The sequence below is a fragment of the Kitasatospora sp. NPDC048715 genome (assembly GCF_043198905.1).
In the GTDB taxonomy this organism is placed as follows: Bacteria; Actinomycetota; Actinomycetes; order Streptomycetales; family Streptomycetaceae; genus Kitasatospora; species Kitasatospora lactacystinica.
The window spans coordinates 119,660-143,570 of the sequence record NZ_JBICVH010000006.1; the positions used below are offsets into that span (position 1 = coordinate 119,660).

Sequence of the window (23,911 nt, forward strand, 5' to 3'; positions counted from 1 at the left end):
AGGCACGCCTGCCCAAGGGATGCCTGCGGTGGGGTGGGCGGCGGCCGAAGCCACCGCGAGACGGTCAGGCGGCGGGCTGCCGGCCCTGGTTGTCGAGGTGGCAGCGGGCGGTCAGGCGTCAGGGTCGACTTCGGGGTGCGTGAACCGCACGGGCTTGCCCAGCGACCGGGCGTAGGCGATTTCGGCTCGGGTGCTGTCTCCGATGTAGTCGCCGACTACGAGCACCTCATCAGCGAGCCGGATCTTCGCCCGGTGCAGATCGTCGAGTCGAACCTTCAGCGCCTCGGCCTCGACAGGATCGGACCAGAGTTCGTGCGGCGACTTCATGTCACAGGCCGGTTTGACGACAATCCTGCCGGCTTTGGTTTCCCGCAGATCGGCCTCGTTCATCTCGGTCATGAAGCGGGTGGAGCCGCAGATCACGACGATACGCGGGAGGCTCAACAGCTTCTTCGCGTCGGCGAGCCTCTCCGCGGGGGTGAGCAGTTGCGGGTGTGACACTGGTTCCTCCTGGTGGCGTGGTCCAAGGGGTGCCTGCGGAGACGAGAACGAGGGTATCCAAGATCGTTTTGCGACGACCGACGTGGACACCCTCGCGACAGCACTCTGTGCGACGACCGACGACATGCCGAAGGAGCATCCCGACCTGGCGCTGTGCCGCCCGGCCACCACCTCGGCACCGTCCCTGGCAACCGAGCCCGGTCACTGATTGTCCGGCATGCTCTGGTCCCCATCACCTTTCGGATCCAGGTGAGCCATCAGGCCCAGGAATGTCCCTCCAATTCCTCCCGACTGAGCCGGGGACGCAGCAAGGCGCCTCGTGGCGCACATCAGGCGCTCGACGGTGTTGCGCTCTGTGCAGAACTCGACGTCGTGGCTGACAGGCCGGCCGCCCTGGCGGCCCTTCTTCTTCCGGTTGGCGCTCTGGCCCCTCTTCTCCGGGATGACCGCCTTGATACGGCGTTTGCGCAGGCATCTCCCGCCACTGCCCGCCCGTCCGTCCGTCCGGAATCGCCGAATCACGCCCTCGAACTGCTGCCGCAGCCGCTCCGGGTACGGGCCGTACTCGCCGATCGGCACGTACGGCTCGATCAACACCCGCTCCGCATCCGTCAATTGCGCTCGCGTCGCGCACCACGGTCTACCGGATGACCCGCCGCGAAGGTGAATCGTGCACATTGATGATGCCCGAATACGTGCCCGAGGGCCCGGCCCGCACAGAGCAAGAACTGGTTGCCCGAGCGACACGATGGGACGGCTGTGGCCGTGCGCCTGGCGCATGCTCCCGCGCGCTCCTTCCGCGAGCCGGACCGCACGCCGATCATGGACATGCTAACCGGAACGATCACCTACGCACGACGGCGTCGGTCCGCTTGTCCACGCCCCGCCCGCCGCCGTCGCCGTGTACGCCGGGAGTTCGCACCGGACACCGACGAAGCCCCATGAAAGGACCGCGATGGCCATACCCCTGCGCACGCGCCTGACCCGCATCGCCACGCTCGGCACCGCACTCCTCGCCGCCGTGGCAGCCGTCCCGCTCGTGGCGCCCCCCGCCGTGGCCGCCGCCGCGAACCCGATCTGTCTGAGCGGCCAGCTCCTCTTCGACTACCAGTCGGCCGAGGAGGGCCCGTCCAAGCCCACCCGGACCAGGCCCGTCCGCAACGCCAACATCCAGCTGTGGGGCCGCGAGAAGCCCACCGACCCCGCGCGCCGGCTCAACGTCAACGTGACCTACGACTACACCTCGTACCTCGACGGCTCCTACAACCTCTGCTACACCCCCACCACCACGACGACCATGAGCAGCATGTGGGTGCGGTTCGACGCCGAGAGCTCCCGGCTGTGGAGGACCGCGGACGCCAACGGCACCACGTACAGCCTGGACTCGCCGGTCCGGGAGAACGTCTCCGCGAGCACCTCCCTCGGTGTCCTGAAGCCCTCGGCCCAGACCTCGCGGGCCTGGCACGCCTTCGACACCCTCAACCTGCTGTGGTGGAACCGCATCAACCCGGTCAGCCTGTGCTGGAGCACGCACGAGCCGAACAACTCGGCCTGCACCGAGCTCACCGTCAAGTGGTACCCCGGTTCGACCGACGGGCCGCTGTACCTCGACAAGACGGTCTACCTCCCCGACGCCGACCCCGACGCCGAGCACGTCGTCCTGCACGAGGGCGGCCACTTCCTGATGGAGCGTCTCTACAACGGCGCCATGCCGCCCAACAGCATCTGCAGCAACCCGAACTTCGCCTGGGCGGCCAGCTCCCGCCCCTGCGCGTGGGTCGAGGGCTTCGCCAGCGCCACCGCCGCCTACCTGCTCGGCGACAACCGGTACGTCTGGGCGGACGGGAGCAGCAGCGCCTACGTCTACGGTGGCGGCTGGGACACCGGGGACCAGGTGTCCGGAAACGTGACCGGCTCGCTGCTCGACCTCTGGCGGCAGGTCGACGGCGGCTGGGCGGGCACCATCAAGGCGTTGACCGGGAACAGCCCGGCCAGCTTCGCCGAGTACTACAGGAACGTCCGGCCCGCCGCCAACCCGCCGCTCGCCACCACGGGCACGGCACTCGACCAACCGGCCCGACACACCATTCACTACGCTGTGACGGTCGTCGGCGACGGCAAGTACCACGGCCTCACCAACGGCAACAACCTCGCGCTGAGGCGGGTGGACCCGTGCTGGGTGGGCTCCAGCTCCCGGACCGACATGACCGCCTACGACACGTCCGTCCCCGAGCAGCGCTGGAAGCTGGACGCCAACGCGGACGGCACGGTGCGGATCTCCGACGGCTGTCCCACCCCGCGGGCCCTCACGTCCTTCGGGCAGTACAACGAGGTCGCCGCCCAGACGTTCGACCCCGCGGACCCGAAGCAGAAGTGGACGGTCACCCAGAACGACAGCGGCACCCTGACCTTCACCTGTCAGGCGACCGGCCTCGCCCTCAGCACCACGAGCACCAATGCGACCGTCCAGCAGGCGAGGAGCACGAACAAGACCCAGCGCTGGGCCGTCCTTCCGTAGACAGGCACGGCGGACCGAAAGCCGCCACCCATCGCCCGGGGCGGGGAGCCGACGGGGCCGACTTCCCGCCCCGGGCGATGGCACTTCTTCAGTGGCTCCGTCGGTCCGGCTCTCCGCACAGCCGCTGACGGCCGGCAGTGCTTCGTGAGAGCGGTCAGCGCCTTGGGGTGGGGCCTCGCGAGGACGCGAAGAAGGAGCAGCGTGGCCGACCAGCCCGACCAGCCCGGCCTGCTCACCGTCCTCGAAGGCGCCGACGGGAGCGGCAGGAGCGCCATCACCGAACAGCCGGTTGCCGTGCTGCGCAGCGCGGGGCACCCCGTCCGCCGCCTCGATCACGCCCGGCCGACCGGAGACCGGGCGCACGCCGCCCCGGTGCGCGCCGTCAATCAGCTCATCCGCTCGCCGACTGCCACCGAAGCCGGCTGGGAGCACCTGAGCCTGGCAGCAGCATCGCAGTACCACTCCATCGTCCACGCCCAGGTCGCCCCGGCCGTGGCCGCGGGCTGCCCGGACGCGGTGCTCGGCCGCGCGAGGTCCTGACCCGGGACGCGCAGGAGTACGGCGAGTTCACCGAGCCACATCGCCACCCGCCTGCGCCGCCTCGCCTCCCGGCACGGCCGGCCCGTCGTTCCCAACGGCACCCACCGGACCGCCGCGCAGGCGGCCACCGACCTGTGTGATCTGATCGAGCATCGCATCCGATCCGCCGTCCATGCCCCGGAGACGTATGACCAGCAGCCCGAAGCCCACCGTCGACGCGGTGGTCCTCACCATGAACGATCGCCCCGAGGAGTTCCCGCGGGCGATGGCCTCGCTCCTCGCCCAGGAGGGGGTCGACCTGCGCGCGGTCATCGTCGGCAACGGCTGCGAACCGGACTACGTGCCTGACGGCGTCACCGTCGTCACCGTGCCGGAGAACCTCGGGATCCCCGAGGGCCGCAACGTCGGAGCCGACAGCCTCGCCGGGCCCGACGAGGCGGAGTTCCTCTTCTTCTTCGACAACGACGCCATCCTGCCCGAGCGCGATGTCCTGGCCCGGCTCGTCGAGCAGGCCCGCCGCCACCCCGAGGCCGCCTATGTCCAGCCGCGCATCGCCGACCCCGACACCGGCGTCACCGTGCGCCGCTGGGTGCCCCGGCTGCGGGCCGGCGATCCGAGCCGGCCCGGCACCGTCACCGCGATGGCCGAGGGCATCGTGCTGATCCGCCGGGCGGACTTCGAGCGTGCCCGGGCACTGGCCGGGCCGCTTCTTCCTGTACCACGAGGGCTTCGACCTCGCGATGAGGATCTGGGACCAGGGCCGCACCGGCTTCTACGCCCCGGAGATCATCGTCCACCACCCCGCCAGCAACCCCGCCCGCCACGCCCTCTACCTGCGCCTGGTCGCCCGCAACCGGGCCTGGGTCGCCTACCGTCGCCTGCCCGTACCGCTCGTCCCGGTCTACATCACGTCCTGGATCGTCATCACGGCGATCCGCATGCGGCGCGACCGCGCCGCGTTGCGCACCTGGTTCGCCGGGCTGCGGGAGGGGCTGCGCGGCGGGCACGGCGAGCGCCGGCCGATCTCGTGGGCCACGGTGTGGCGCCTGACCCGGGCGGGGCGTCCCCCGGTCCTGTGACCCCCGGCTCGCTCGTGTCCCAGCCCCGGATCCGTCGGTGATTCCGGTCTTCCGGTCCGGCCGTTGGCTTCGTTCACCTGAAGAAGCAGCGATTGGTCAGCGGAATGGGCAGCAGTTGGTGATCTTGGGCGCTGTGGTTGTCCACCAGGAACGACGTCGCCGTTGGCTAAGCTCGCGGCCATGTGGAGACAGTCGGTGCAGGAAGTCTTTCCTGATGCAGGGCTTCGGGAGCCGGTCACGGCGTCCGACATCGTCGAGGCCGAGAGGCGGCTCGGGCGAGCTCTGCCAACGGACCTCGAACAACTGCTGCTGGAGAGCAACGGGGTGCTCGGCCACGCTCACGTGGACACGGTCTGGACCATCGATCAGATCGTCGAGCAGAACCTCCGCTTCTGGTCCGATGAGACCTTCGCCCAGCTCTACATGCCCTTCGACGCCCTCATGTTCTTCGGCGACAACGGGGGCGGTGATCAGTTCGCCTTCGTGCAGAAGCCGCAGCGCCCGGACGTGTTCGTCTGGGAACACGAGAGCGACAGCCGTAGGTGGGTGGCCAACAACCTGCGTGACTACCTCGGGCGTTCGCTGCGCGTCGGCGGAGACGACTGGTACCGGGAGTAACCGAAGCGATCCCGGGCCCGTTGTCGCGGATCCTCATCAGCGGTGACGGTCCTCCACCTTCCGGGCGGAGGACCGTCACCGCCCCTTCGGCGGCCCAAGCTCCTCACCCGGTGGGATGAAGGTGTCTGCGCTGTCGGCGTCCTCGACATGGCCGTACGCGTCGACCGTGATAGCCGTTGCCCGCCCGTTCGACGTGATCAGCCACGCGAGGACCTGCTCGGTCAGCGCGGTTCCGCCGGGACCCTGGTCCGTCCAGTGAGCCCGCCATCCTCCGCCGGGCACCGCGGCGACGACCTGGTCGGCCGGCTCCAGATGGGAGAAGTCCTCATAGTCCGTCACCGGACGAAGGGCTCCTCGCTGCCGGTCGACCACCAGCGCCGCCCTGGTGGCCTGGTCCCAGCCCTCCACACGCACCATGCGACCGATCTCAGTCTCGGTTCCGTTGAAGATCGCGATCCAGCCGGTCTGATTGAAGTAACGGAGATTCACAGCCCCATCATCTCGAACAGCGAAGGGCAGCCATCAGGACCCCGGCTCACTCTGCACGTTGACCAGTTGTGCTTCTGCGCACTGGCGAGTGCTCCGGCGATCCCCATCGCCGGGGGATGGCGTCATCTCTGGTGAACATTCACAGCACTCAAGATCGCCAGCTGCTGCCCAAAGTGCTGCCCAATCGCTGCTACTTCACGTGAACGAAGCCACGGCCGACAGCCCGGACTTCGGTGTGTGGTGCGCGCTGGAGAAGCCGTTCCACAGCTTCGGCCGGTGCGCCGCGTCCGTCTGCCACCTGTGGGCTCACAACCCGCTGGGCCTGTGCTTCAGTCACGCCCTGCGCTACACATCGGCGGGCAGACCCGGCGGTGCCAGGCCCGCCATCAAGCGATGGCACGTCCGATCGGATCGAGGCAAGACGGTGCCGCTCGCCTACGACGACGAAGCGGCCTTCCGGGCCTGGTGCGAGAACGCCAGAGCCGCTTTCCGTCCTGGTCAGCTGAGCTTGCGCGGCCTGTCGCCACTGCTGAGAGCAGAGTTCCAGCGGTGCCTGCTCGCACGCTCGCAGCGCCGTGAATACGGCTACTGGTCCATGCACTGGCTGCAGGACCTGGTCCACCAGTGCCGCATGCAGGGATGGAAGTCGGCTGCCGGTGCCGGGGCGCAAGCGGCACATCGTGGTCGACTGCCTGGGGCTGCTGCTGGCCGTGATGGTCACCGCGGCGAACGTGACGGACCGGGACGCCGCTGCTGGAACGTGTCCGGGCCCGCTATCGCAGGATCGTCCTGGTGTGGGCCAACGGCGGCCACGCGGGTCGCCTGGTCGGCTGGACGAAGCAGCAACTGGGGCTCGCTCTGGAGAATCGTCAAGCGCAGCGACGACGCCTCGGGGTTCGTGGTGCTGCCCGGACGCTGGGTGGTGGAACGCACGCTGCCCGCCGTGCATGAGCAGATGGTGCTGTGGTCGATGACGATACTCATGAGCCGCCGGCTGGCCCGGCGGCGAGCGTGAACCGTCCCGGGGTGGGTCCGGGCCTTCACCCGTGAAGGCCCGGACCCACGATCGAGGGCGTCATACTGCACGATCTGGTTCGCGGAACGGTCGAGGATCCGCAGCACGCGATGCCCACGTGGCGTCCCGGCTCCCCCCGGACACATACGCGCCGAATACAGAGGTGTCGAGATCCTTGAGGGACTCCAGTACCAGCGTGGCAATCGCAAAGCGAGGATCGCAGCGATCAGCGGCCTCGGGAACGGCGACGACCGTCATCCGGGCTGACACGCCGGCGAGGACGCCGTTGAGCGAGTCCTCGATCACAATGCATTCGTCGGGTGACGCGCCGAGGGCGGCGGCCGCGCGGAGATAGGCGCCCGGGTGGGGTTTGCCGTGTTCGTCGTCTTCGGCCGAAAACACGGCATCGAAAGATCGGTCAAGGCCGGTGCTCGCGAGCGCATGCCGAATCACCGACTCCGGCGAAGATGACACGACGGCCATCGCCCTCGATGCACGCGCGCACGCCGCGACGGCGTGTTCGGCGCCGGGTTTCAGCGCCACTGCCTCCAGCCCACGGCACACGGCGGCCACGATCTGCTGCTCGACGTCGTCGGGGTCGGCTTGAATGGTGGCCCGATCGAACCAGTAGGCCACCATGTCCCTTTGCCGCAGCCCGCGCGTCGCCGCCTGCATCTCCGTTGTGAGGTGCAGGCCAAGCGGACCGAACACTTCACGCTTTGCCGCGTCCCAGATCGGCTCGGAGTCGATCAGAAGGCCGTCCAGGTCGAATAGGACAATCGGTTGCATCGGTTGCTCTTTCGTTGGCGATCACGCGAGGACGAGACCGATTCGCTGCCCCGCCGTGCATGAGCAGATGGTGCTGTGGTCGATGACCATACTCATGAGCCGCCCGGCATGGACGCGACCTTCGAACCCGGCAGCGGCTTCGCTCGCGCGACGCTCTACGTCATGTGGGTCTACAAGTACGCGCGTTACGACCCCCGGCGATCCGCACGGAGGCGAAGAACATCGCGGTGCAGTTCACGAACTACTTCTGCGCGCATCCCACGAGCTCGAACCCCCTCGTGCAGGCGCTGCTCGCCGAGCTGTGGAACGCGTGAGCCGTCCCGAAGGCGTGAGCCCTCCTGGTTCGACCCTGTCGAGGATCTTGGTTGATCGGGCTCAAGTACCAAGGGTCCGCCAGGACTTCGGCCGGGGTACGCCGTTCTCGTCCAGGAAGGTCCGGAAGGCGGTCGGCGGTCCCGGTGACGGGGCTTCGCCACCGCCTGGCCGGCCGCTGGGCCGTTCGATGTGCACGGCGATGGCTGTGCGTACGTGCTGCGGGTGGGCTTTCGGCCGGCCTCGGTAGCGCCAGCGGCGCATGCCGTGTCCGTGGGCGAACTCGTCGATGATGCCCTCGCTACCGGAGCGGACCGCGTAGCGGGCCTTCCGATCGGGTGTCTGCTGCTCGGTGCGGACGCGGACCTGCAGGTCCCGGCCGGTCACCTCCCCCGGCCGGAAGCACCGCTACGGCCGGTAGGAGGGCGGGACACCGTCGTGGGGCAGGCGTTCGCGGCACCGGTGCACCGGACCACCCGGCCCGGCCTGCCGGCGCACGACGGTCTCCCGCTTCTCGGCCCGGCGCCGCCGGACGGCGGGCAGGCGTTCGGCCACCTCGCGTCCGCGCTCGTCGATCGGCATCGCCGTACGCGCCCGCTGTTCGTCGCGCAGGGCGTCGACCCGCAGGCGAAGGCGGCCGGCCCGGTCGCGGTACTCGCGGGCGGTGCGGTGGTGGTGCCGGGCGTCCTGGTCCGCGATCCGGCGCAGGTGGTCGCGGTAGGCCTCGGCGCGGCCGCCGATCCGTGCCCACAGTTCGAGTGCGGCGTCGACGTCGGCGAGGTCGCCGATGTCGGCGAGCGCCTGGGCGCGGACGATCCGGTGGTGGTGCTCGGCCTGGAGCAGGGCCTCGAACTCCGCCTGACGGGTGCGCTGCAGCTCGACGAGGTCTTCGCGCTCGCCGTCCCGGAGCGCGGGACGGCCGGACGGGTGGGCGGCGGCGAGTTCGGCGGCCAGGCGGGCCCGGCGGCGGGCCAGGTCGGCGAGTGCGGCGTCGGCCGCGAGCAGTCGGCCGTGGCCGGTGACGCGGTCGACGAGCGCCCGGACCTGCTGGTCGATGCGGCCGCCGGCGAGCATCCGTGCCTCGGCGCGGGCGGCACGGTCCTCGGCGTCGGCCACGGCCCGGTCCAGGCGCGCGGCGTGGTCGAGGGCGCTGCGCAGGGCCGTGTCGAGTTCGGCGTCCGACCAGCCGCCGAACGGGCGTTCCCGCCAGGCGGGAACGCCGGCCCGGACAGGGCGCCGCCCGTCGGGACAGTCGGCCGACTGCCCGACACCAAGCCGTTCGGCGGCCCGGCCGCGGGCGGCGTCGGCCCTGGCCCGCAGGCCGTTGGGGGCGGTGCGGGCCAGTCGCCGTTCGGCGGCGGCGAGCGCGTCGGCGGCCCGGCCGGCCAGGACGGTGTGCGTGTCCGCCCGGGTCTGCAGGGCGGCCGCGCGGGCGCGCTGGTCGTCGGTGGTGGCCGTCCGGCGGGCGGCGTCGGCGCGGACCTGGTCGTCGTCGGCCCGTTGCCGGGCGCGGGCGGCCAGGCGCCGGGCCGCGTGGACGGCGGCCAGCGCGTCGGCGGCCTCGGCCGCTTCGACGCGGGCGGCCCGTCCGCGTGAGACGGCCCGCCGTCGTTGCTCCTCGTCGGCGACGGTCGGGGCCGGACGGTTGCGCCAGGCGGTGATCGCCTGCTGGGCGAGGTCGTGGTCAGCGGCCTGGATCGGCTCCTCGGGACGGTCGCCGAGCGCCCGCGTCTCGTGTCCGTGGTCCCACAGGTCGCGGTAGGCGGCGACGAGCGCCGCCGCCCTGTCCCAGAGCGCGCGGTGGGGGTGGGCCGGGGCTGGTGCGGGGCCGAGCACGTCGAGCCAGGTGGGGCCGGTGGCGGCGAGTTCGGCGGCGTGCTGCCGCTCGTCGGGCAGGAGCTGGGCGGCGCGCCACAGGCCGCGCTGCTCGGTGCGCGCGGCGGCGGGGGCGTCACCGGTGGCCCGGGTGGCGCGGAAGCCGGCCAGGTCGCGCCAGGCAGCTGCGGCCGCGATCCGGTCGGCCCACGGTCGGGCCCGGTCGGCGTCGGCGGGTTCGGGCCCGTAGGCGGCCGCCCAGCCGGTCCCGGTGTGGGCGTTCGCGCGGGCGCGGGCGGCGAGGCGTTCCGCCCGGACGGTGGCGTGCGCGGCGAGGTCGTGGGCGAGGGTGACGCGCCGGTCGCCGGGGTCGGCGTGGGGCAGCACCAGGCCCATCGCCTCCAGCAGCGCGGCGCCGGGCAGGGCGCAGGGCGGGGCCCAGTAGGTCGGGGCGGTCGCGGGGCGGGGCGCGCCCTCGGGCAGGCGGAAGCGCTCACCGCGGTGTTCGACCAGGGTGTCGAGGCGGGCGACCACGATGGCGGCCAGGTCGCGCAGCGGCCGGCCCGTGCGGTGGTCGGTCTCGTTGCCCCGCTCGTCCGCCCAGGCGGCGCGCAGGAGCCGGTCGGTGTCGTGGCCGTCGTCGGCCAGGCGCGCGCAGCGGGCGCGCAGGGCGGGCCAGGCCTCGGCGGCGGCCAGGCGGGAGGCGGCGCGGCCGCCGAGCAGTGCGGCGATCGCCCGCTGCGCGGCCTCGGCGTTGAGTTCGTCGAGGACGTGGACGAGGCGGCTGGTGGAGGTCGCGAGGGACTGGGCCTGCTCCTCCTGGCGGCGGGCGGTGGCGCTCGCGGAGAGCCGGGTGCCGTCGCGCTCGACGACGGCGTGCCAGATCTCGCGGGCGGTGCGCGGGTGGCCGGGTTCGCCGCTGTCCCCGTCGGGGGGCTCCTGGGTGATCAGGTAGGCGTGGTTGCCGTAGCGGCCGCGGGTGAGGGCCGGGTAGACGCCGTTGCGGTTCCAGCCGGTGTCGAGCAGGGCGCGGCCGACGTCGACGGTGACGCCCTGGCAGCGTGCGGAGGTGATCGCGTAGCCGAGGTCGACGGCGTCGGCGACGTAGGCCGGGGGCAGGGTGACGGTGCGGCGGGTCCGCTGGTGGCGCACGGTCAGGGAGCGGTCGGCGCCGACGGCCTCGACCGTCCAGGTGTCGCCGTTGCGGACCCACTGGCGCCGGTCGGCGGTGGCGAGGCGGCGGTCGTTCACCCGGGTGACCACGATGTCGCCGGCGCCGGCGCGCCCGCGGGCGCCGAGGTCGGCCGTGCGCCGGTCGTCCACCAGGCCGCGGGCGATGCGGTCCTCGCGGGCGAGGCGGGACAGCTCGGCGACGGCGGCGCCGGTGGCGGCGATCATGACGGAGGTCAGGCCGTCCTCGACGTCCCGCCGCCAGTCCTCGAAGAGCCGGCGCATGACCGGGGCGGCCGGGCCGCAGTGGATGCGCCCGCGCAGGTCGTACGCGTCGAAGGCGGCGGCGGCGTCGCCGATGGACAGCCGGCGGGCCGCGTCGACCTCCCACTGGCGGACCGTGCCGCCCGGGTCGCGGAAACGGCGGACCTCGGTGAGGCGGACGACGGCGTCGGGGACGGTCTCCTCGATGTCGGCGAGCGCGCCGCCCGCTCCGGGCGAGCCGAGCTGGCGCGGGTCGCCGATCGGCAGCAGCCGCCCGCCGGCCTGCCGGACCTGGCCGAGCAGCGCGGCGAGATCGGGGGTGGAGGCCTGGCCGGACTCGTCGACGATGACGATCGTGCCGGGCTGCAGCGTCCAGTGACGCAGGCCCCGCCCGTAGCGCTCGGACATGGTCCGCCACCTGGCGATGTTCTCCGCCCGGATGCCCGCCTCGGCGGCGAGCAGGTCGGCCTGGACCTGGCCGCCGGCCAGCCCGATGACGGGGATCCGATGGGCCTGCGCGACCTCCCGCACCAGGCGCATGATCGTGGTCTTGCCGGTACCGGCGGGGCCGACCACCCACGTGGCCCGGGTGTCCGCTCCGAAGATCCGGCGCACCGCCTCGCGCTGCTCGTCGGAGGGCGCGAAGCCCCGCCCGCTCTCCCCGGCCGCGAGGACCCGGTCGACCTGCTCGGCCGTCAGGCGGTGCACCGGCACGGGGGTCGTGGACGCCTCGACGAGGATCCGCTCGGCGGCCCGGATGCCGTGGGAGGTCCACACCCGGGAGCCGATCTCGGCGAACAGCGACGGACGGTCGTCGCAGCGGGCGTACCGGGCGGGCAGGGGCACCGCGTCGGGCGGAGTCAGCAGCTCGCACCGGACGGGACTGAGGACGCCGTCGACGACCCGGGCGAGGAGCCGGTGATAGTCCTCGCGCAGGTGGGCGCCGACCGCGGTGAGCCGGCGGCACGCCTCGGCCTCGACGTTGGCGCGCGTCCAGGTCGCGCGATGGCTCTCCAGCTCGGCGAGCACCGCGTCGATCGCCCTCGGAACGACCATCTGGTCGGGGCCCGGCGCGGAGTGGGCGGCGCAGCTACGGGCGGCGGCCCGCAGCAGCCTGTCGGGACGCCTGATGCCGTACGCCTTGGCGCGGCGGCGCCACTGCCGGCGCTCGCCGTCGACGGTGGTCGCGGTCTTCGCCGGACGGGACTCGAGCGTGGCGGCCTGGGCCAGCTTGTACTGCTCGGCGCGCTCGGGCGCGCGGCCCTCCCGGACCGTGAACTGCGCGATCATCCGGGCCAGGGCCCGCTCGGTGGCCTCGCGGCGCTGGGAGAACCCGCGCACCGCGCCCAGGGGCACCCCGAGGAACTCGCGCACCGGTCGCTTCGCGGGCCGGATGCTGTCCTGGCGCACCCCGGCGCGAATGCCGAACTCGGCGTGCATCTCGCGCTCCAGCTCCGCGGTGTACGCCTCCGAGAGGGCGACCGCGATCCGGTGCAGCTGGCGCGCGTCCAGGGCCAGCCAGCGACCGTCCTCCGCCCGCACCTTGCTGCTGATCGCCAGGTGCCGGTGATACGCCGGATCGCCCGCCCGGCTGCTGCGGTGGACGAACACGCAGGCGATGAAACCCCTGGCACGGACCTGCACCTGGGAGGCGGGCGTCGGGCCGGTCCGGGTGATGCAGGCCTCGCGCTCGACACGTTCGAAGACCCGCCGGAAGGCGCGCCCCTCGACGGCCTCCAGCCGGGCCCGCTCCTCGTCGTCGGCGCACCCCCACAGCACGCTGAAGCTCTTCACCGGGGAGAACACCATCTCCCACCCGCAGCGGGCGGTCCGGTTGCCCTCCTTCTCCGCCTTCGCCCGCAACTGGAGCAGCCGCTCCCCGGTGGCCTGCGGCTCGGCGGCGGCGTACCTCTCGTACAGCTCCTCGGCGCTCGGGTAACGGCTCCAGCGCCGGCCGAGCGGGCTGCCGTCGACCGGGCTCAGGGCGTCCTTGAACAGGGCGTCGGCGGCCTCCTGGGTGACCCGCCGGCCGGCGATGCCGAGCTCGGCCGCCTGCGCCCCGAGCCACACGCCCGGGGTGTCCCCGCCTCCCTCCCAGTGGGCCGCCAGCGACCGCGCACCGGTCCTCACGTCGTCGCCGGCGACGGTGGAGAGCAGGTAGTCGATGCCGCTGCCCGCGCTGATCGGGTGAAGGGTGATCACCGGCCGGCCCCGGGCCTGTCGCGACCCGTCGGGGCACCGGTGACGTACCGGCCGGTCCGGCGGCCGACGGAGCAGGGCACCTGGCGCACTCCTTCGGGAGCGACGGGGATAGCAAGAGGTGTGCTGTTCTTGATCAGGCTAGTTGCCCGTTCGCTCTCGCTTCGGCATCTCGTCCGTGTCCGCTGCTCTTCCTCGATCACCTCTCTCCCGTCCTGGTCGTCTCTCCGTCGCCTTCCGATCCGCTCGTGATCGGGCAACTCCGGAACGCGTATTCCTTCTGCCGGGCGACAACGCGGGGCGGCTCACCCGAAGGTGCTGTACTCGGGCACGGTGGGACGCCAGGATCGCGCCATGACCTCACACAGGAACGAGCAGATGATCGACCGGCGCGCGGCCCTGAAGCGGCGCCAGGAGCTGGAACGCGAAGACCTCCGGCAGCGACAGACCCGCCAGACCTCCGCCCTCACCGCGATCGACCGGGCCAAGGAGCGGGTCGAGCTGGCCCAGGGAGAGCTCGCGAGGGAACTGGAGAAGGCCGTACCGCTCTTCGACGGCGACATCGAGGAGCTCGCGGAGACCGCCGGGATTCCCAAGCGCGACGTACAGGCCGCGTTGAAGGGGCGGAAGGACATCTCCGCCCGCATGGCAGAGCTCACCTTCCCCTCCCCCGCAGCAGCCCCGGCGAGCGGCGAAAAGCAGGACACCCAACGCGACCCGGCCGACGCCTGACCACCGCACCGGACGGTCCGCTGCCGTCCGCGCTTCTCACCGACCCCGGCGGCGCACTCGTGCGACGCCCCACCGCCCCCGGCATCCCCAGCCGCCCGGGCCGCCGCTCTCGTGCAGCTCGCGCAGGACATGCCCCCGGCCGTCCTCGCCCCCCATGCTCGGCCTCGACCTCAGCACCCTCACGCGATGGCACTCCCGGGCCGCGACCGACTGGACCGCCTACCTCCAGGCCCGGGGTGCCGCCCGGCCCGCCCACGTCGACATGAGCGGCGGCGCGCCGACCACCGGGTGACGGTACGACGGTCGGCTGTCCCCGGCCGGTAGCCCCAGCCTCATGATCACCTCTGCCTGGTGGCGTCGCGGCGCCACCACTTCTGCCGCGCTCGCCCTCGTCCTGGCCTCCACAGGCGCGCCAGCAGCGGCAGGCGCAATACCGCCGGCCACCTCCGCAGCCACCGCCCAGCACCGGCAGCTGCCCGAACCGCCTCCGGCCGACCAAGCCCGAGCCGAGCTCGACGAACTCGCCGTCGAGGCCCCGCACTCCATGGACGGGTACTCGCGCGAGAAGTTCCCGCACTGGATCAAGCAGTACGGCACCTGCGACACCCGTGAGGTCGTCCTGCAGCGCGACGGCCGGGACGTCGTTCAGGACGACCAGTGCCGGGCGGTGGCCGGCGGCTGGGTGAGCGTCTACGACGACAAGGTGTTCACCGACGCCAAGGCCCTCGACATCGACCACCTGGTATCCGCTCGCCGCTTCGTGGAGGGCTCCTGCCACTCGGCGCCGACACCTGGACCACGGACAAGCGCCGCGCCTTCGCCAACGACTTGAAGCACTCCCAGTTGCTCGCGGTCTCCGCGGCTTCGAACAGGGCTAAGGTCGACAAGGGCCCCGACGCCTGGCGCCCGCCGTCAATCGCCTACAGCACTCCGCCAACCCGCTCAAGCTGGTCTCGCCGGCCAACGTCAAGGACATGAGCCACGTGCCCCTGGGCGTCGCGCAGGCCCGCTCCGCGGTCGCCAAGTTCGGCCCGGACGTGGTGCTCGGCACCGGCGGCTACGTCGCGGTGCCGGTCGGGATGGCCGCCCGGATGTGTCACCGGCCGCTGGTGGTCCACGAGCAGACCGTCCGCCTCGGCCTGGGCAACCGGGCCCTGGCCCGGATGGCGACCCGGGTCGCGGTCTCCTCCGAGTCGACACTCCAGTTCCTGCCCGAGTCCGCCCACGCCACCGCCGTGGTGACCGGCAACCCGGTCCGCCCGGAGGTGCTGACCGGCCAGGGCGACGAAGCGATCCAGACACTCGGGCTGTGGGGCTTCGACCGCTCCCTGCCGACCGTGTACGTCACCGGCGGCGCGCAGGGCTCCCAGCAGATCAACGAGTTGGTGGACGGGATCCTGCCGTGGCTGCTCGGCCACGCCAACGTGGTCCACCAGTGCGGGCCCAGCCACGAGGAACGGCTTCGGGAACGGACGGCGGCGCTGCCGGAACAGTTGCGCTCCCGGTACCTGGTGACCGGCTTCGTCGGCCCAGAGCTGCCGGACGTCCTCGCCCTTGCGGACGTGGTCGTCTCCCGCAGCGACGCGGGAACGCTGGCCGAGCTGACCGCGCTCGGGCGGGCCGCGGTGTTCATCCCACTGGCGACGTCGGCCGGGAACGAGCAGGAGCACAACGCCCGCCACCTGGCGGAGGCCGGTGCGGCGGTCGCCCTGCTCGACCGGGCCACTCCGGACACCCTCCATGCCGCGATCGGCCCGCTGCTGACCGACCCGGCCCGCCGCGCGGACATCGCGCGACGGGCCGCCGAGCACGGCCGGCCGGACGCCGCCGACCGTCTCGCTAGGCCGTGCGGGCACCGAGGAAATTCGCGGCGCGCTCATGCAACTCTGACGCCCCAGGAATGCTCCGAATGCGTGCAAGGCGGGCGCGCATGTCGGTCACGGCGTCGTCCACCTTCACCGACCGGACGCCTTCGGCCAGCGCGAGGAAGTTCCCCCACGTCGAGAAGGCGGCTTCGTAGTTCTCCTGGCGGACCTGGACGGTGCCGAGATCTGCGAGGACGATGGCGTGGCTTCGGCGCCGGTCGAGTCCGTGGACGTCGAGGGCGACCTGGAGGTGTTCCTGAGCTGCGTCGTAGTCGCCGAGTCGGGCGAGGATCATGCCGGAGTGGTGGGCCCAGCGGCCGATGCTGAAATGGCTCGCCCAGGAGTCGCCGGGTTTCGGTGACGACCGTTCGATGTGTCGCTGGGATGCGGCGAGGTACGTGGTGGCCGTGGCACGGTCGCCGTCCTGTGCTGCGGCGTCGGCGAGGGTGGTCTCGTAGTAGGAGAGCGCCTTTGGGTCGTCCAGGCGCTTTGCCTGGTCGACGCACTCCTCCGCTATCTGCACGGCGGCGGCCCTATAGCCGAGGTCGATGGCCTGCACCGCGAGGCCACGAAGCGCGGTGGCGGCGAGTTCGGCGTCGCCGGCCTCCGCGGCCAGCCGGTACGAGTGCGCGTAGTACTTCTGGGCGACGCCGTGGTTGCCCTCGTCCTGGGCCATCCACCCGATGAGGTGGGTCAGCTGGGCTGTTCCGGCGAAGAGCTTCCGTCCAGTGTCTTCCGACCATGCCCCGTCCAGCCAGGGGGCGACATTCTCCACAAGGTAGTGGACCGCGAGGTGCCGGGCGTGACCGCCGCCGAGTTCCGCTGCGGCGTCCCCGAGCGACTTGACCATCTGGCGGACAGCGAGGACTTCGCCCTGGCCGACCCGGACCGTCGCCCCGGAACTGGCCGTCACCCTGCGGGTGATGCTGTCGAGATCGGGCAGGCCAAGGGCCGCGAGCGCATAGCCGCTGGAGGCAGCCATGAATTCCCGGCGAATCACTTCGCTCCTTCCCAGCGCGAGGACTGAGGCCACGGTATCGCCCGTGCCGTCCTCGGGCACGTCAGCTTGCGTCACGGACGCATCATCAGATAAGCCCAGCACCTCGCAGATGTAGGGCCACCAGTACTTCGGCGCCCGGCCCTGCTTCTCCCACCGGTAGACCTGCCCGCGCCCCGGACCCTTCTCCCCCCTCCCCTCGATCTTTCCCAGTTCAACGGCAAGACGCTCCTGAGACCAGCCCCTTGCGATCCGCGCCCTTTTGATCAACTCGCCGGTGGAGTCATCTCCCGACACGGCGCCCCTTCCCTGGACTACAAGCTGGCCTACATCTGGCTCACAAGTGGCGTACGGACTGGCAGCTATTCGCGGACAGCGACGAGGCGTTGACTGTCAGTCAGCCGTCGGGGGCTGAAAACCCTGGCTGGGTGGCTCTTCCCAGGTCTAAACGCGGCCATGCCACCGATCCCTACCTGAGGTGCTGCGTCATGAGCGTGCGATTTCGCCAGTTCGCCCTGCCCCGCGTCAACGAGTCCGTCCCCAAGAGCAGGGACCTGGTCAACGGCGTACTCCAGGGCTGGACGACCGTAGGCGAAGAGGCTCACGACAACCTGAACCTCATCACCTCCGAGTTGGTTACGAACGCCGTCGAGCACACCAACTCGGACACCATCCTCCTCACCATCCACCTGAACACCAGGTCCCGGACGGTGATGGTCGGCGTCCAGGACGACAGCCTGACCCTGCCGACCGCCCGCCACGCGGCGACCGACGACCAGTCCGGGCGCGGACTGTGGCTCATCGCCGCGCTGGCGAACCGGCACGGCGTCCAGGCTACCGAGGCGCCGAAGTGGGTCTGGGCCGAGGTCGCCCTCCAGCCGCTGACCCGCGAGCAGGCCCGCCGCAACCTGCTGCGGCAGATCGTCTTGGTCAACAAAGTCCGCCCGATCCTCCAGGCGCGGAACCTCTCGGCCGCCTGACACCCCCACCTTCCGCCCCAGCCCGTACGGACCGTCCCCCGTGCCGGGCCGACCCGTCACGCCTCCGTGACCCTCATCCCGCCGATTCCGGAGAGAGGCACCAGTGACCACCCACGTCGAACGGACGACACGACCGCAGACCGGCCGCCTGCGCGAAGCCCTGCGGCTCGCCGTGCCCGGGGCCCCGGCTGTCGCCGCAGCCGAGACCGAGCGGCTTCTCGTGAACCCGGTCAAGCTCCGCAACCACCTCACCGAACACCTCGGCGACCACACCGGCCGCGTCCTCGTGGCCGGCACCCTCGACAGGCGGCTCGTGCTGGTCGAACAGCAGGACGGCCGCTGGGTCGTCGCCGACCTCTCGGGCGAGAGCCACGACACCCGCCACTGGCCGGCGTGGCTCACCGGCCACATCGAGATCGACACGCCGGACTCCTGGCTCTCCCTGGCCGACCTGGACGACGCCGCGGTCTACCGGTTCACCAAGCCGGACGTCCTGCTCGCCGCGCTCTACCACCCCGAGTACTTCCCGCTGCCCCGCTTCCCGCTCGGCATCAGCGACGTGGCCAGGGCCGCCCGGTCCACGCTCACCGGAGAGGTCTCCCTCCTCGACATGCAGCTCGGCACCACGCTGACCGGCCTCACCATGGCGGTGGCCGAGAACCGGCCCGACATCCTCGGGATCAGCGCGACCTTCGGCCAGCACGACCTCATGATCGAGCTGCTGGACGCCGCCTACTCCCTTGAATCCCCGCCGATGGTGGTCGCCGGGGGCAGCCTCACCGCCCGCAACGAAGCCCTTCTCCTGGAGCGCTACCCCAAGCTCCTGATCGCCCGAGGGGCGGGCGAGCCCACGATCAAGGGCCTCCTCGCCCACTGGCACGGCGACATCCGGCTGGACCAGGTCGACGGCATCGGCTACAACGGGGCCGCACGCGGCGAGGGCACCCTGACCATCGGACGGCGCCGCACCGCCAAGCCGGTCAGCAGCTCGCAGGACGACATCTTCCCCGAGCTGGACCTGCTGCCGGCCACCTTCGAGCACAAAGGCGTCGCCCAGGCCGAGGGCTCGCGCGGCTGCACGAACTACTGCTCGTTCTGCCCCCGCGGCCACAAGGGGACCTGGTACGGCGGCCACCCGGAAGCCTTCCCGTGGCTGCTGGAGGAGATGAGCCACGTCTTCAACCAGTACCCGCACGTCTCCCGGACCCTCTACATGGTGGACGAGGAATTCATCGGCCGCGACGAAGGGGCGGTGCCCCGCGCACTGAGCATGGCCTCCACCCTCCACCACGCGGGCTTCGCGTGGGAGACCAGCTGCCGCATCGACCAGGTCGTCCGCCTCGACCGGGACTCCGCCTGGCACCGCGAGCGCGCCGACATGTGGCGCCGCCTCGTGCAGCAGGGCCTTCGCCGCTGCCTGTTCGGCGTCGAGTCCGGGGTCGACTCGATCCTGGAGCGGTTCAACAAGGAGACCATCGGCGAGCAGAACGCCGTCGCCATCCGCACCCTGTCGGCGCTCGGCGTCCCCACCAGGTTCACCTACATCAGCTTCGACCAGCTCATGACGTTCGAGGAGCTGAAAGCCACCTACGCCTACCAGGGCCGCACCGACCTCCTCCTGCGGCCGATGCCCGGCCTGCCGGTCCAGGAGATCGTCGAAGGCGTCCAGGACCCTGAGTGGGTGGCCTGGGCCTCCTCCGGCAGGCCCCTGCACAGCGGGATCTCCTACATGCTCGTCAGCATGGAGTGCCTGATCGGCGCCGCTTACACCAAGCGGGCTCAGGCCGCCGGGCTAACCGGCGAGGTTCGGCCGTCCATGGGCCGGGTCGACTCCCGGTTCGCCGACTGGCGCATCGGCGTCGCCAGCCAGTGGGCCCAGCTCTGGGTCGACCGGAACTTCGCCCTGGACTACACCTTCAAGTCCCTGGAGAAGATGCTCGACGGCGAGCCCCGCAGCATCGTCCGGGCCGCCAGGATCGTCCTCAAGTACGCCGCCTACCAGGTCTTCGGCCGCATGATCGACGCGATCGAGCAGACCCCGCTGGCGCTCGGTACAGCGGGTGCGGAGGCCGCCCTCGACACCCGCCTGCGTACCGAGCTGGACCAGGCGATCCGGGACCTCTCCAAGAAGATGGCCGGCGGCATCGAGCACGTCCTGCGCAACATCCCCAAGGACTTCGCCGACATCCTCGCCAAGGAGTACCTGCGCTGGGACCAGAGCACCGAGTGGCGGTCCATCAACGCGTCCGATCCCTGCGGAACCTGAGGAGACCACCATGGAGAAGCGCAACGTCCCCGGCCTCGGCCACATCTCGGCGATCGGCGCCGGATGCTGGACCATCGGCGGTCTCGCCGCCAACGACGGCGTCCCCATCGGCTGGACCGGCGTGGACGAGGACGAGGCGTACAACGCCCTCGTCCGTGCCCATGACCTCGGCATCACCCTCTACGACACCGCGGACGCCTACGGCCACGGCCGGTCCGAGCGCTTGGTCGGCAGGCTTCTGAAGACGTCCAACCGCGACCGGCTCACCATCTCCAGCAAGGTGGGCTACATCCGAGGCGACGCCGCCCACCCGTACGAGCGAAGCCAGATCCTCCGGCAGTTCGACGCCACCCTGGACAACCTCGGCACCGACTACCTCGACCTGTACTTCCTCCACAGCTCCGACTTCGGCGCCGACCATCGCTACCTCGCCGAAGCCGCGAGGACGCTGCGGGAACTGCGCGACGAAGGCCGGATCGGAGCAGTCGGCATGCGGGCCCCGCACGAGTTCTGCCAGGCGTGGGCCGAGGACGTCACCCACCCGCGCTGCGTGGAGGCGTCCGCGTTCATGCTGCGGTTCGCCGTCGTCCAGCCCGACGTGCTGACCGTCCGCTACAACATGCTCAGCCCCCTGTACGACCCCATGGACACCGACATCTTCGACCTGGCCGGCGAGTGCGGCGTCGGTGTCCTCATCAAGCAGGCACTCGGACAGGGGCTGCTGATCGGTGCCCACAGCGCCGAGCTGCCGCGTACCTTCCCTCCGGACGACCACCGCCGCGACGACCCGAAGTTCAGCCAGGCCGCCGTCAGGGCCGTCCAGCACGGCCTCGGGCGCCTCGGGGAGACCTTCGGTTACACCCGGGCCGACGTGACCCGCGTGGCCCTCCAGTACGCCCTCCAGCGCTCCGAGGACGCCGCCGTACTCCTCGGCTTCCGCACCACCCAGCAGATCAGCGCCAACGTCGCCGCGGTGGGCGAACCGCTCACCGCCGACGAGATCGACCAGATCCAGACCGTCATGGCCTCCGTCCGCGAGACCATCACCTCACTGACCGACACCCAGGAGAAGAACCCGTGAAGTACACCGAGGTCGAGCAGAAGTTCAAGCTCCTCAGCGACCCCCAGGAGTTGAGGGACCAGCTCGCTGCCCGGGGCGGAAAAGCCGGCCAGCCGACCCGTCAGGTCGACCACTACTACAACGCCCCCCACAAGGACTTCCTCGCCGGAGACGTGATCTCCGAGTGGCTGCGGGTCCGCATCGAGGACGACGGTGGCGCCTCCCTGAACTTCAAGCGGTGGCACCCGCTGGAGGAGAAGATCAAGACCCACTGCGACGAGTACGAGACCACCGTCTCCGACGCGACGGCCGCCCAGCACATCCTGGACTCCCTCGACTTCACCGAGCTCACCACGGTCGACAAGACCCGCGAGGAGTGGTCGGTCGACGGAATCGCCGTCGCCTTCGACAACCTGGGCGACCTCGGCGACTTCATCGAGTTCGAGTACAAGGGCGACGCCGAGAGCATCGAGGAGGCCACGGCCAAGATCGAGTCCTTCATCGCCGGTCTCGACATCAAGCTCGGCGACCGCATCCACGCCGGCTACCCCCACCTCGCCCTCGGCCTGGTCTGACAGCCCCGCCAGCGGCCGTGCCGACGCTGCCCCCGCCAGCGTCGGCACGGTCACACCAGGTAGGGCCGCTCGATCTCCTTGATCGTGCAGAACAGCAGGTTGAGGATCTCCCTTATCGGGTACTGCGGCATCTCCACCGGCGCCCCGCCCCGCTCACCGGCCACCTCCTCGGACCGCCAACGGCACCACTCCGGAGGCCGTCGAAGCAGGTAGGCCAGGCTCTTGGTCGGGTCCCTGGCGCTCAGGCTCTTGAAGTAGGTGGCCAGCACGAGAACGGCCTGCGGGGATAGCCAGATCATCGAGTTCTTCGGGGTCTACGAACACGGCCTCGCCAGAAACCCTCCGCAGCCGCGTGTCTGCTGGGTTCCAGGTTCCCGCGAAGACCGTGGTCGAAGAGATGACGCCCGGGAGCCCCGAATCCCAGCTACCTCACGTAGGTCTCCAACGGCAATCCCGTGAAGCCATCCGGTGTCGATCAGCCGATTCGCCGTGTGGAATGTGTCCCGCTCGGGATAGGTCATCTCTGTCGCCAGCACCGACCACCGCCGTGCCGACGATGACCCGGGCCGCTGTACTAGGACCCGGCCTGAGCGCGTGCTGACAACCACCGCCACCCCTTGGCGAGAGTTCCGACTGTCCGGATACTCGGCAACGCTTTCCTGGAACATGAGACTAGGCTACGTCTCGGGAGCGTTGAATCACCCGATGTTCTTTTCCATCGTCCAGCTCGGGCATCATCTCGCACCCAACATCGGAATTCGCGGTGAACCATTTCTCTTGCACCGCCAAGAACATGACACATGGGAACATCCATTCAATATCATGCTCGGAAGATATCGAAGGGGTGAGATATGAACGGGGCGACTCCGCCAATCGGCTTCCCTCCTTTACGGTCAGCCCCAGAGATCGCAGAGCCGTCTCGGGTCAGGAGGCTCCCAGTCGTCATTGAGCCGCATCCTGGCGAAGCGTTCCCATCCTGGATAGGAAGGCTTGCCTTCGTTCTGGGGGATAGGCCCAGGGCAGCTCGCGCGCGCGATGGGGTTGGAGATGAGACGGGCTTCGTCGATGACCAGGCCGGCGTTCTTCGGCGTCCTCCTCACCGACCGCAGCCGCGCCGCACTGGCGATGTCTACTGGTCTTCCGGGCACCGTCCTCGACGCCATGCACCTCTCCCGCTACGACGGAACCCTGCTCGACATGAGCGCGGTAACGCAGGAGAGCGAGGTTTCCCCGAGGACGGTCTGGAGCACTCAGTGGGTCCAGCTGTACGCCTCGCGGTGCTGCCCGCGCTGCCTCGCGGAGAACACCGTGTGGCCGCTGTGGTGGCGTCTGGAGTCAGCAGCCGTGTGCCCCCGGCATCGCTGCCTTCTCCTGGACATCTGCCCGTCGTGCAACATCCGCTTCCGGCGCGGCAACCAGCAGATCCCGCGCGGCCTCCTGACCAACCATGGAGTCCTCGACCCACGGCTCTGCGGGAACCGCGCCCGCGGCGCCGGGGGCCCGCAGTCGGTCCTGTGCCAGCATCCCGTCGCCGAACTCCCAGTCACCGGGCTGACCGACGACACGGTCCTGGCCGTGCAGGAGCTGATGCTCAGCGCTGCCAACAACCAGCCGATGACACTGCTCGGACAGACCGTGTCCAGCGCCGAGTGGTTCTCCGGCGTGAAGTACCTCATCGCGATGGCCAGGTTCACCGTGACCGACGCCGAAGTCGACAGTCTCCCGGCCGCCACTATCTCCTCTATGGTCGACTACCAGCACCGCCGCGTGACGCTCGGCCGCCTCGGGCCCAAACTCCAGAACGGCCCGGAGACCGCTGCGGAAGCCGCCGCGCTGTACTCGCTGGTGGGCCCGATCGTCCTCGCCCCGGACGTCGGAACGGCTCACGAAAGGCTCGGGCCTTGGGTTCACCGAGTGGCGCAGTACCGGTCTAGGTCGCGAAACAGGGACCCGTTCCTCCACGTCGACCGGCCAGCCTCTGTCGACGCCGCCGTGAGAAGCCTGACCCCCCACGCCAACCGCGTGATCGGGCCCGCTCGTTCTCTTCCGCAGATCACCGGAATCACTCCCCTACGGCGCCCCGGGCCCCGGGCTGACGGTCGATCGTGTTTCCAGCCTCGACGGTGA

The 23,911-nt window shown here is 70.9% G+C and carries 19 protein-coding genes and 4 pseudogenes; 15 read left to right on the forward strand and 8 right to left on the reverse strand.

Going from position 1 to position 23,911, the window contains the following annotated elements:
* Positions 1–111 precede the first annotated feature (111 nt).
* Together ACGFSC_RS13770 and ACGFSC_RS13775 are read right to left on the reverse strand one after the other, a co-directional pair.
* Entirely contained in the window at positions 112–501 is a 390-nt protein-coding gene (locus ACGFSC_RS13770) for a hypothetical protein (protein WP_359896579.1), read from the reverse strand.
* A 327-nt stretch (positions 502–828) separates the two neighbouring features.
* A pseudogene (locus ACGFSC_RS13775) lies at positions 829–972 on the reverse strand (IS5/IS1182 family transposase); the annotation flags it as partial.
* A gap of 484 nt (positions 973–1,456) precedes the next feature.
* Here ACGFSC_RS13775 and ACGFSC_RS13780 point away from each other — a divergent pair.
* The 4 genes and pseudogenes from ACGFSC_RS13780 to ACGFSC_RS13795 all read left to right on the forward strand — a co-directional run bounded on the left by ACGFSC_RS13780 (position 1,457) and on the right by ACGFSC_RS13795 (position 5,256).
* Positions 1,457–3,019: a hypothetical protein gene (locus ACGFSC_RS13780; RefSeq protein ID WP_359896580.1), complete on the forward strand. Its 1,563-nt coding sequence runs from the start codon at positions 1,457–1,459 to the stop codon at positions 3,017–3,019.
* Positions 3,020–3,220: 201 nt separating this feature from the next.
* Positions 3,221–3,559 (forward strand): hypothetical protein, encoded by a 339-nt coding sequence (locus ACGFSC_RS13785; RefSeq protein ID WP_359896583.1) that lies wholly within the window; start codon positions 3,221–3,223, stop codon positions 3,557–3,559.
* A gap of 187 nt (positions 3,560–3,746) precedes the next feature.
* A pseudogene (locus ACGFSC_RS13790) lies at positions 3,747–4,638 on the forward strand (glycosyltransferase family 2 protein).
* A 195-nt stretch (positions 4,639–4,833) separates the two neighbouring features.
* Positions 4,834–5,256 carry an SMI1/KNR4 family protein gene (locus ACGFSC_RS13795; RefSeq protein WP_359896584.1) on the forward strand — a complete coding sequence of 141 codons (423 nt, stop codon included), beginning with the start codon at positions 4,834–4,836 and terminating at the stop codon, positions 5,254–5,256.
* Positions 5,257–5,331: 75 nt separating this feature from the next.
* Here ACGFSC_RS13795 and ACGFSC_RS13800 read toward each other — a convergent pair whose 3' ends face one another.
* Positions 5,332–5,745, reverse strand: coding sequence for a hypothetical protein (locus ACGFSC_RS13800; RefSeq protein ID WP_359896586.1), 414 nt, complete (start codon positions 5,743–5,745; stop codon positions 5,332–5,334).
* Positions 5,746–6,401: 656 nt separating this feature from the next.
* Here ACGFSC_RS13800 and ACGFSC_RS13805 point away from each other — a divergent pair.
* A pseudogene (locus tag ACGFSC_RS13805) lies at positions 6,402–6,503 on the forward strand (transposase); the annotation flags it as partial.
* Between the two features lie 317 nt (positions 6,504–6,820).
* On the opposite strand, the gene ACGFSC_RS13810 reads toward ACGFSC_RS13805, so the two are convergent.
* Positions 6,821–7,549 carry an HAD-IA family hydrolase gene (locus ACGFSC_RS13810; RefSeq protein ID WP_359896588.1) on the reverse strand — a complete coding sequence of 243 codons (729 nt, stop codon included), beginning with the start codon at positions 7,547–7,549 and terminating at the stop codon, positions 6,821–6,823.
* A 164-nt stretch (positions 7,550–7,713) separates the two neighbouring features.
* Between ACGFSC_RS13810 and ACGFSC_RS13815 the strand changes: the two genes are divergently transcribed.
* Positions 7,714–7,863, forward strand: a complete 150-nt coding sequence (locus ACGFSC_RS13815; protein ID WP_359896589.1) for a hypothetical protein — start codon at positions 7,714–7,716, stop codon at positions 7,861–7,863.
* Between the two features lie 61 nt (positions 7,864–7,924).
* Here the strand turns inward: ACGFSC_RS13815 and ACGFSC_RS13820 are convergent, their stop codons facing one another.
* Together ACGFSC_RS13820 and mobF are read right to left on the reverse strand one after the other, a co-directional pair.
* The gene (locus ACGFSC_RS13820; RefSeq protein ID WP_359896591.1) at positions 7,925–8,248 is read right to left on the reverse strand and encodes a transposase; all 324 of its coding nucleotides are present in this window, start codon (positions 8,246–8,248) and stop codon (positions 7,925–7,927) included.
* 21 nt (positions 8,249–8,269) lie between these two features.
* Positions 8,270–13,312 (reverse strand): MobF family relaxase, encoded by a 5,043-nt coding sequence (gene mobF / locus ACGFSC_RS13825; RefSeq protein WP_359896593.1) that lies wholly within the window; start codon positions 13,310–13,312, stop codon positions 8,270–8,272.
* Between the two features lie 351 nt (positions 13,313–13,663).
* Between mobF and ACGFSC_RS13830 the strand changes: the two genes are divergently transcribed.
* The 4 genes and pseudogenes from ACGFSC_RS13830 to ACGFSC_RS13845 all read left to right on the forward strand — a co-directional run.
* Positions 13,664–14,041, forward strand: a complete 378-nt coding sequence (locus tag ACGFSC_RS13830; RefSeq protein WP_359896595.1) for a hypothetical protein — start codon at positions 13,664–13,666, stop codon at positions 14,039–14,041.
* Between the two features lie 154 nt (positions 14,042–14,195).
* Positions 14,196–14,333: a hypothetical protein gene (locus ACGFSC_RS13835; protein ID WP_359896597.1), complete on the forward strand. Its 138-nt coding sequence runs from the start codon at positions 14,196–14,198 to the stop codon at positions 14,331–14,333.
* 42 nt (positions 14,334–14,375) lie between these two features.
* Complete coding sequence (locus tag ACGFSC_RS13840) at positions 14,376–14,873, forward strand: hypothetical protein (RefSeq protein ID WP_359896598.1); 498 nt, start codon at positions 14,376–14,378, stop codon at positions 14,871–14,873.
* Between the two features lie 97 nt (positions 14,874–14,970).
* Positions 14,971–15,879, forward strand: a pseudogene (locus ACGFSC_RS13845) (glycosyltransferase); the annotation flags it as partial.
* 1 nt (position 15,880) lies between these two features.
* Here ACGFSC_RS13845 and ACGFSC_RS13850 read toward each other — a convergent pair.
* The gene (locus tag ACGFSC_RS13850) at positions 15,881–17,200 is read right to left on the reverse strand and encodes a helix-turn-helix transcriptional regulator (RefSeq protein WP_359896600.1); all 1,320 of its coding nucleotides are present in this window, start codon (positions 17,198–17,200) and stop codon (positions 15,881–15,883) included.
* A 191-nt stretch (positions 17,201–17,391) separates the two neighbouring features.
* On the opposite strand from ACGFSC_RS13850, the gene ACGFSC_RS13855 reads away from it, so the two are divergent.
* The 4 genes from ACGFSC_RS13855 (at position 17,392) to cyaB (ending at position 21,784) form a co-directional block, all read left to right on the forward strand.
* Positions 17,392–17,883: an ATP-binding protein gene (locus ACGFSC_RS13855; protein WP_359896602.1), complete on the forward strand. Its 492-nt coding sequence runs from the start codon at positions 17,392–17,394 to the stop codon at positions 17,881–17,883.
* Positions 17,884–17,986: 103 nt separating this feature from the next.
* A complete protein-coding gene (locus ACGFSC_RS13860; RefSeq protein ID WP_359896605.1) occupies positions 17,987–20,149 on the forward strand; it encodes a radical SAM protein in 2,163 nt (720 codons plus the stop codon).
* A 10-nt stretch (positions 20,150–20,159) separates the two neighbouring features.
* The gene (locus ACGFSC_RS13865; RefSeq protein WP_359896606.1) at positions 20,160–21,230 is read left to right on the forward strand and encodes an aldo/keto reductase; all 1,071 of its coding nucleotides are present in this window, start codon (positions 20,160–20,162) and stop codon (positions 21,228–21,230) included.
* On the forward strand, positions 21,227–21,784 hold the full coding sequence (gene cyaB / locus ACGFSC_RS13870) for a class IV adenylate cyclase (RefSeq protein ID WP_359896608.1): 558 nt from the start codon (positions 21,227–21,229) through the stop codon (positions 21,782–21,784). Before ACGFSC_RS13865 ends, cyaB begins: the two co-directional genes overlap by 4 nt.
* A gap of 50 nt (positions 21,785–21,834) precedes the next feature.
* Here the strand turns inward: cyaB and ACGFSC_RS13875 are convergent, their stop codons facing one another.
* Positions 21,835–22,083, reverse strand: a complete 249-nt coding sequence (locus ACGFSC_RS13875) for a hypothetical protein (RefSeq protein WP_359896610.1) — start codon at positions 22,081–22,083, stop codon at positions 21,835–21,837.
* 691 nt (positions 22,084–22,774) lie between these two features.
* Between ACGFSC_RS13875 and ACGFSC_RS13880 the strand changes: the two genes are divergently transcribed.
* On the forward strand, positions 22,775–23,911 hold the full coding sequence (locus ACGFSC_RS13880) for a TniQ family protein (RefSeq protein ID WP_359896611.1): 1,137 nt from the start codon (positions 22,775–22,777) through the stop codon (positions 23,909–23,911).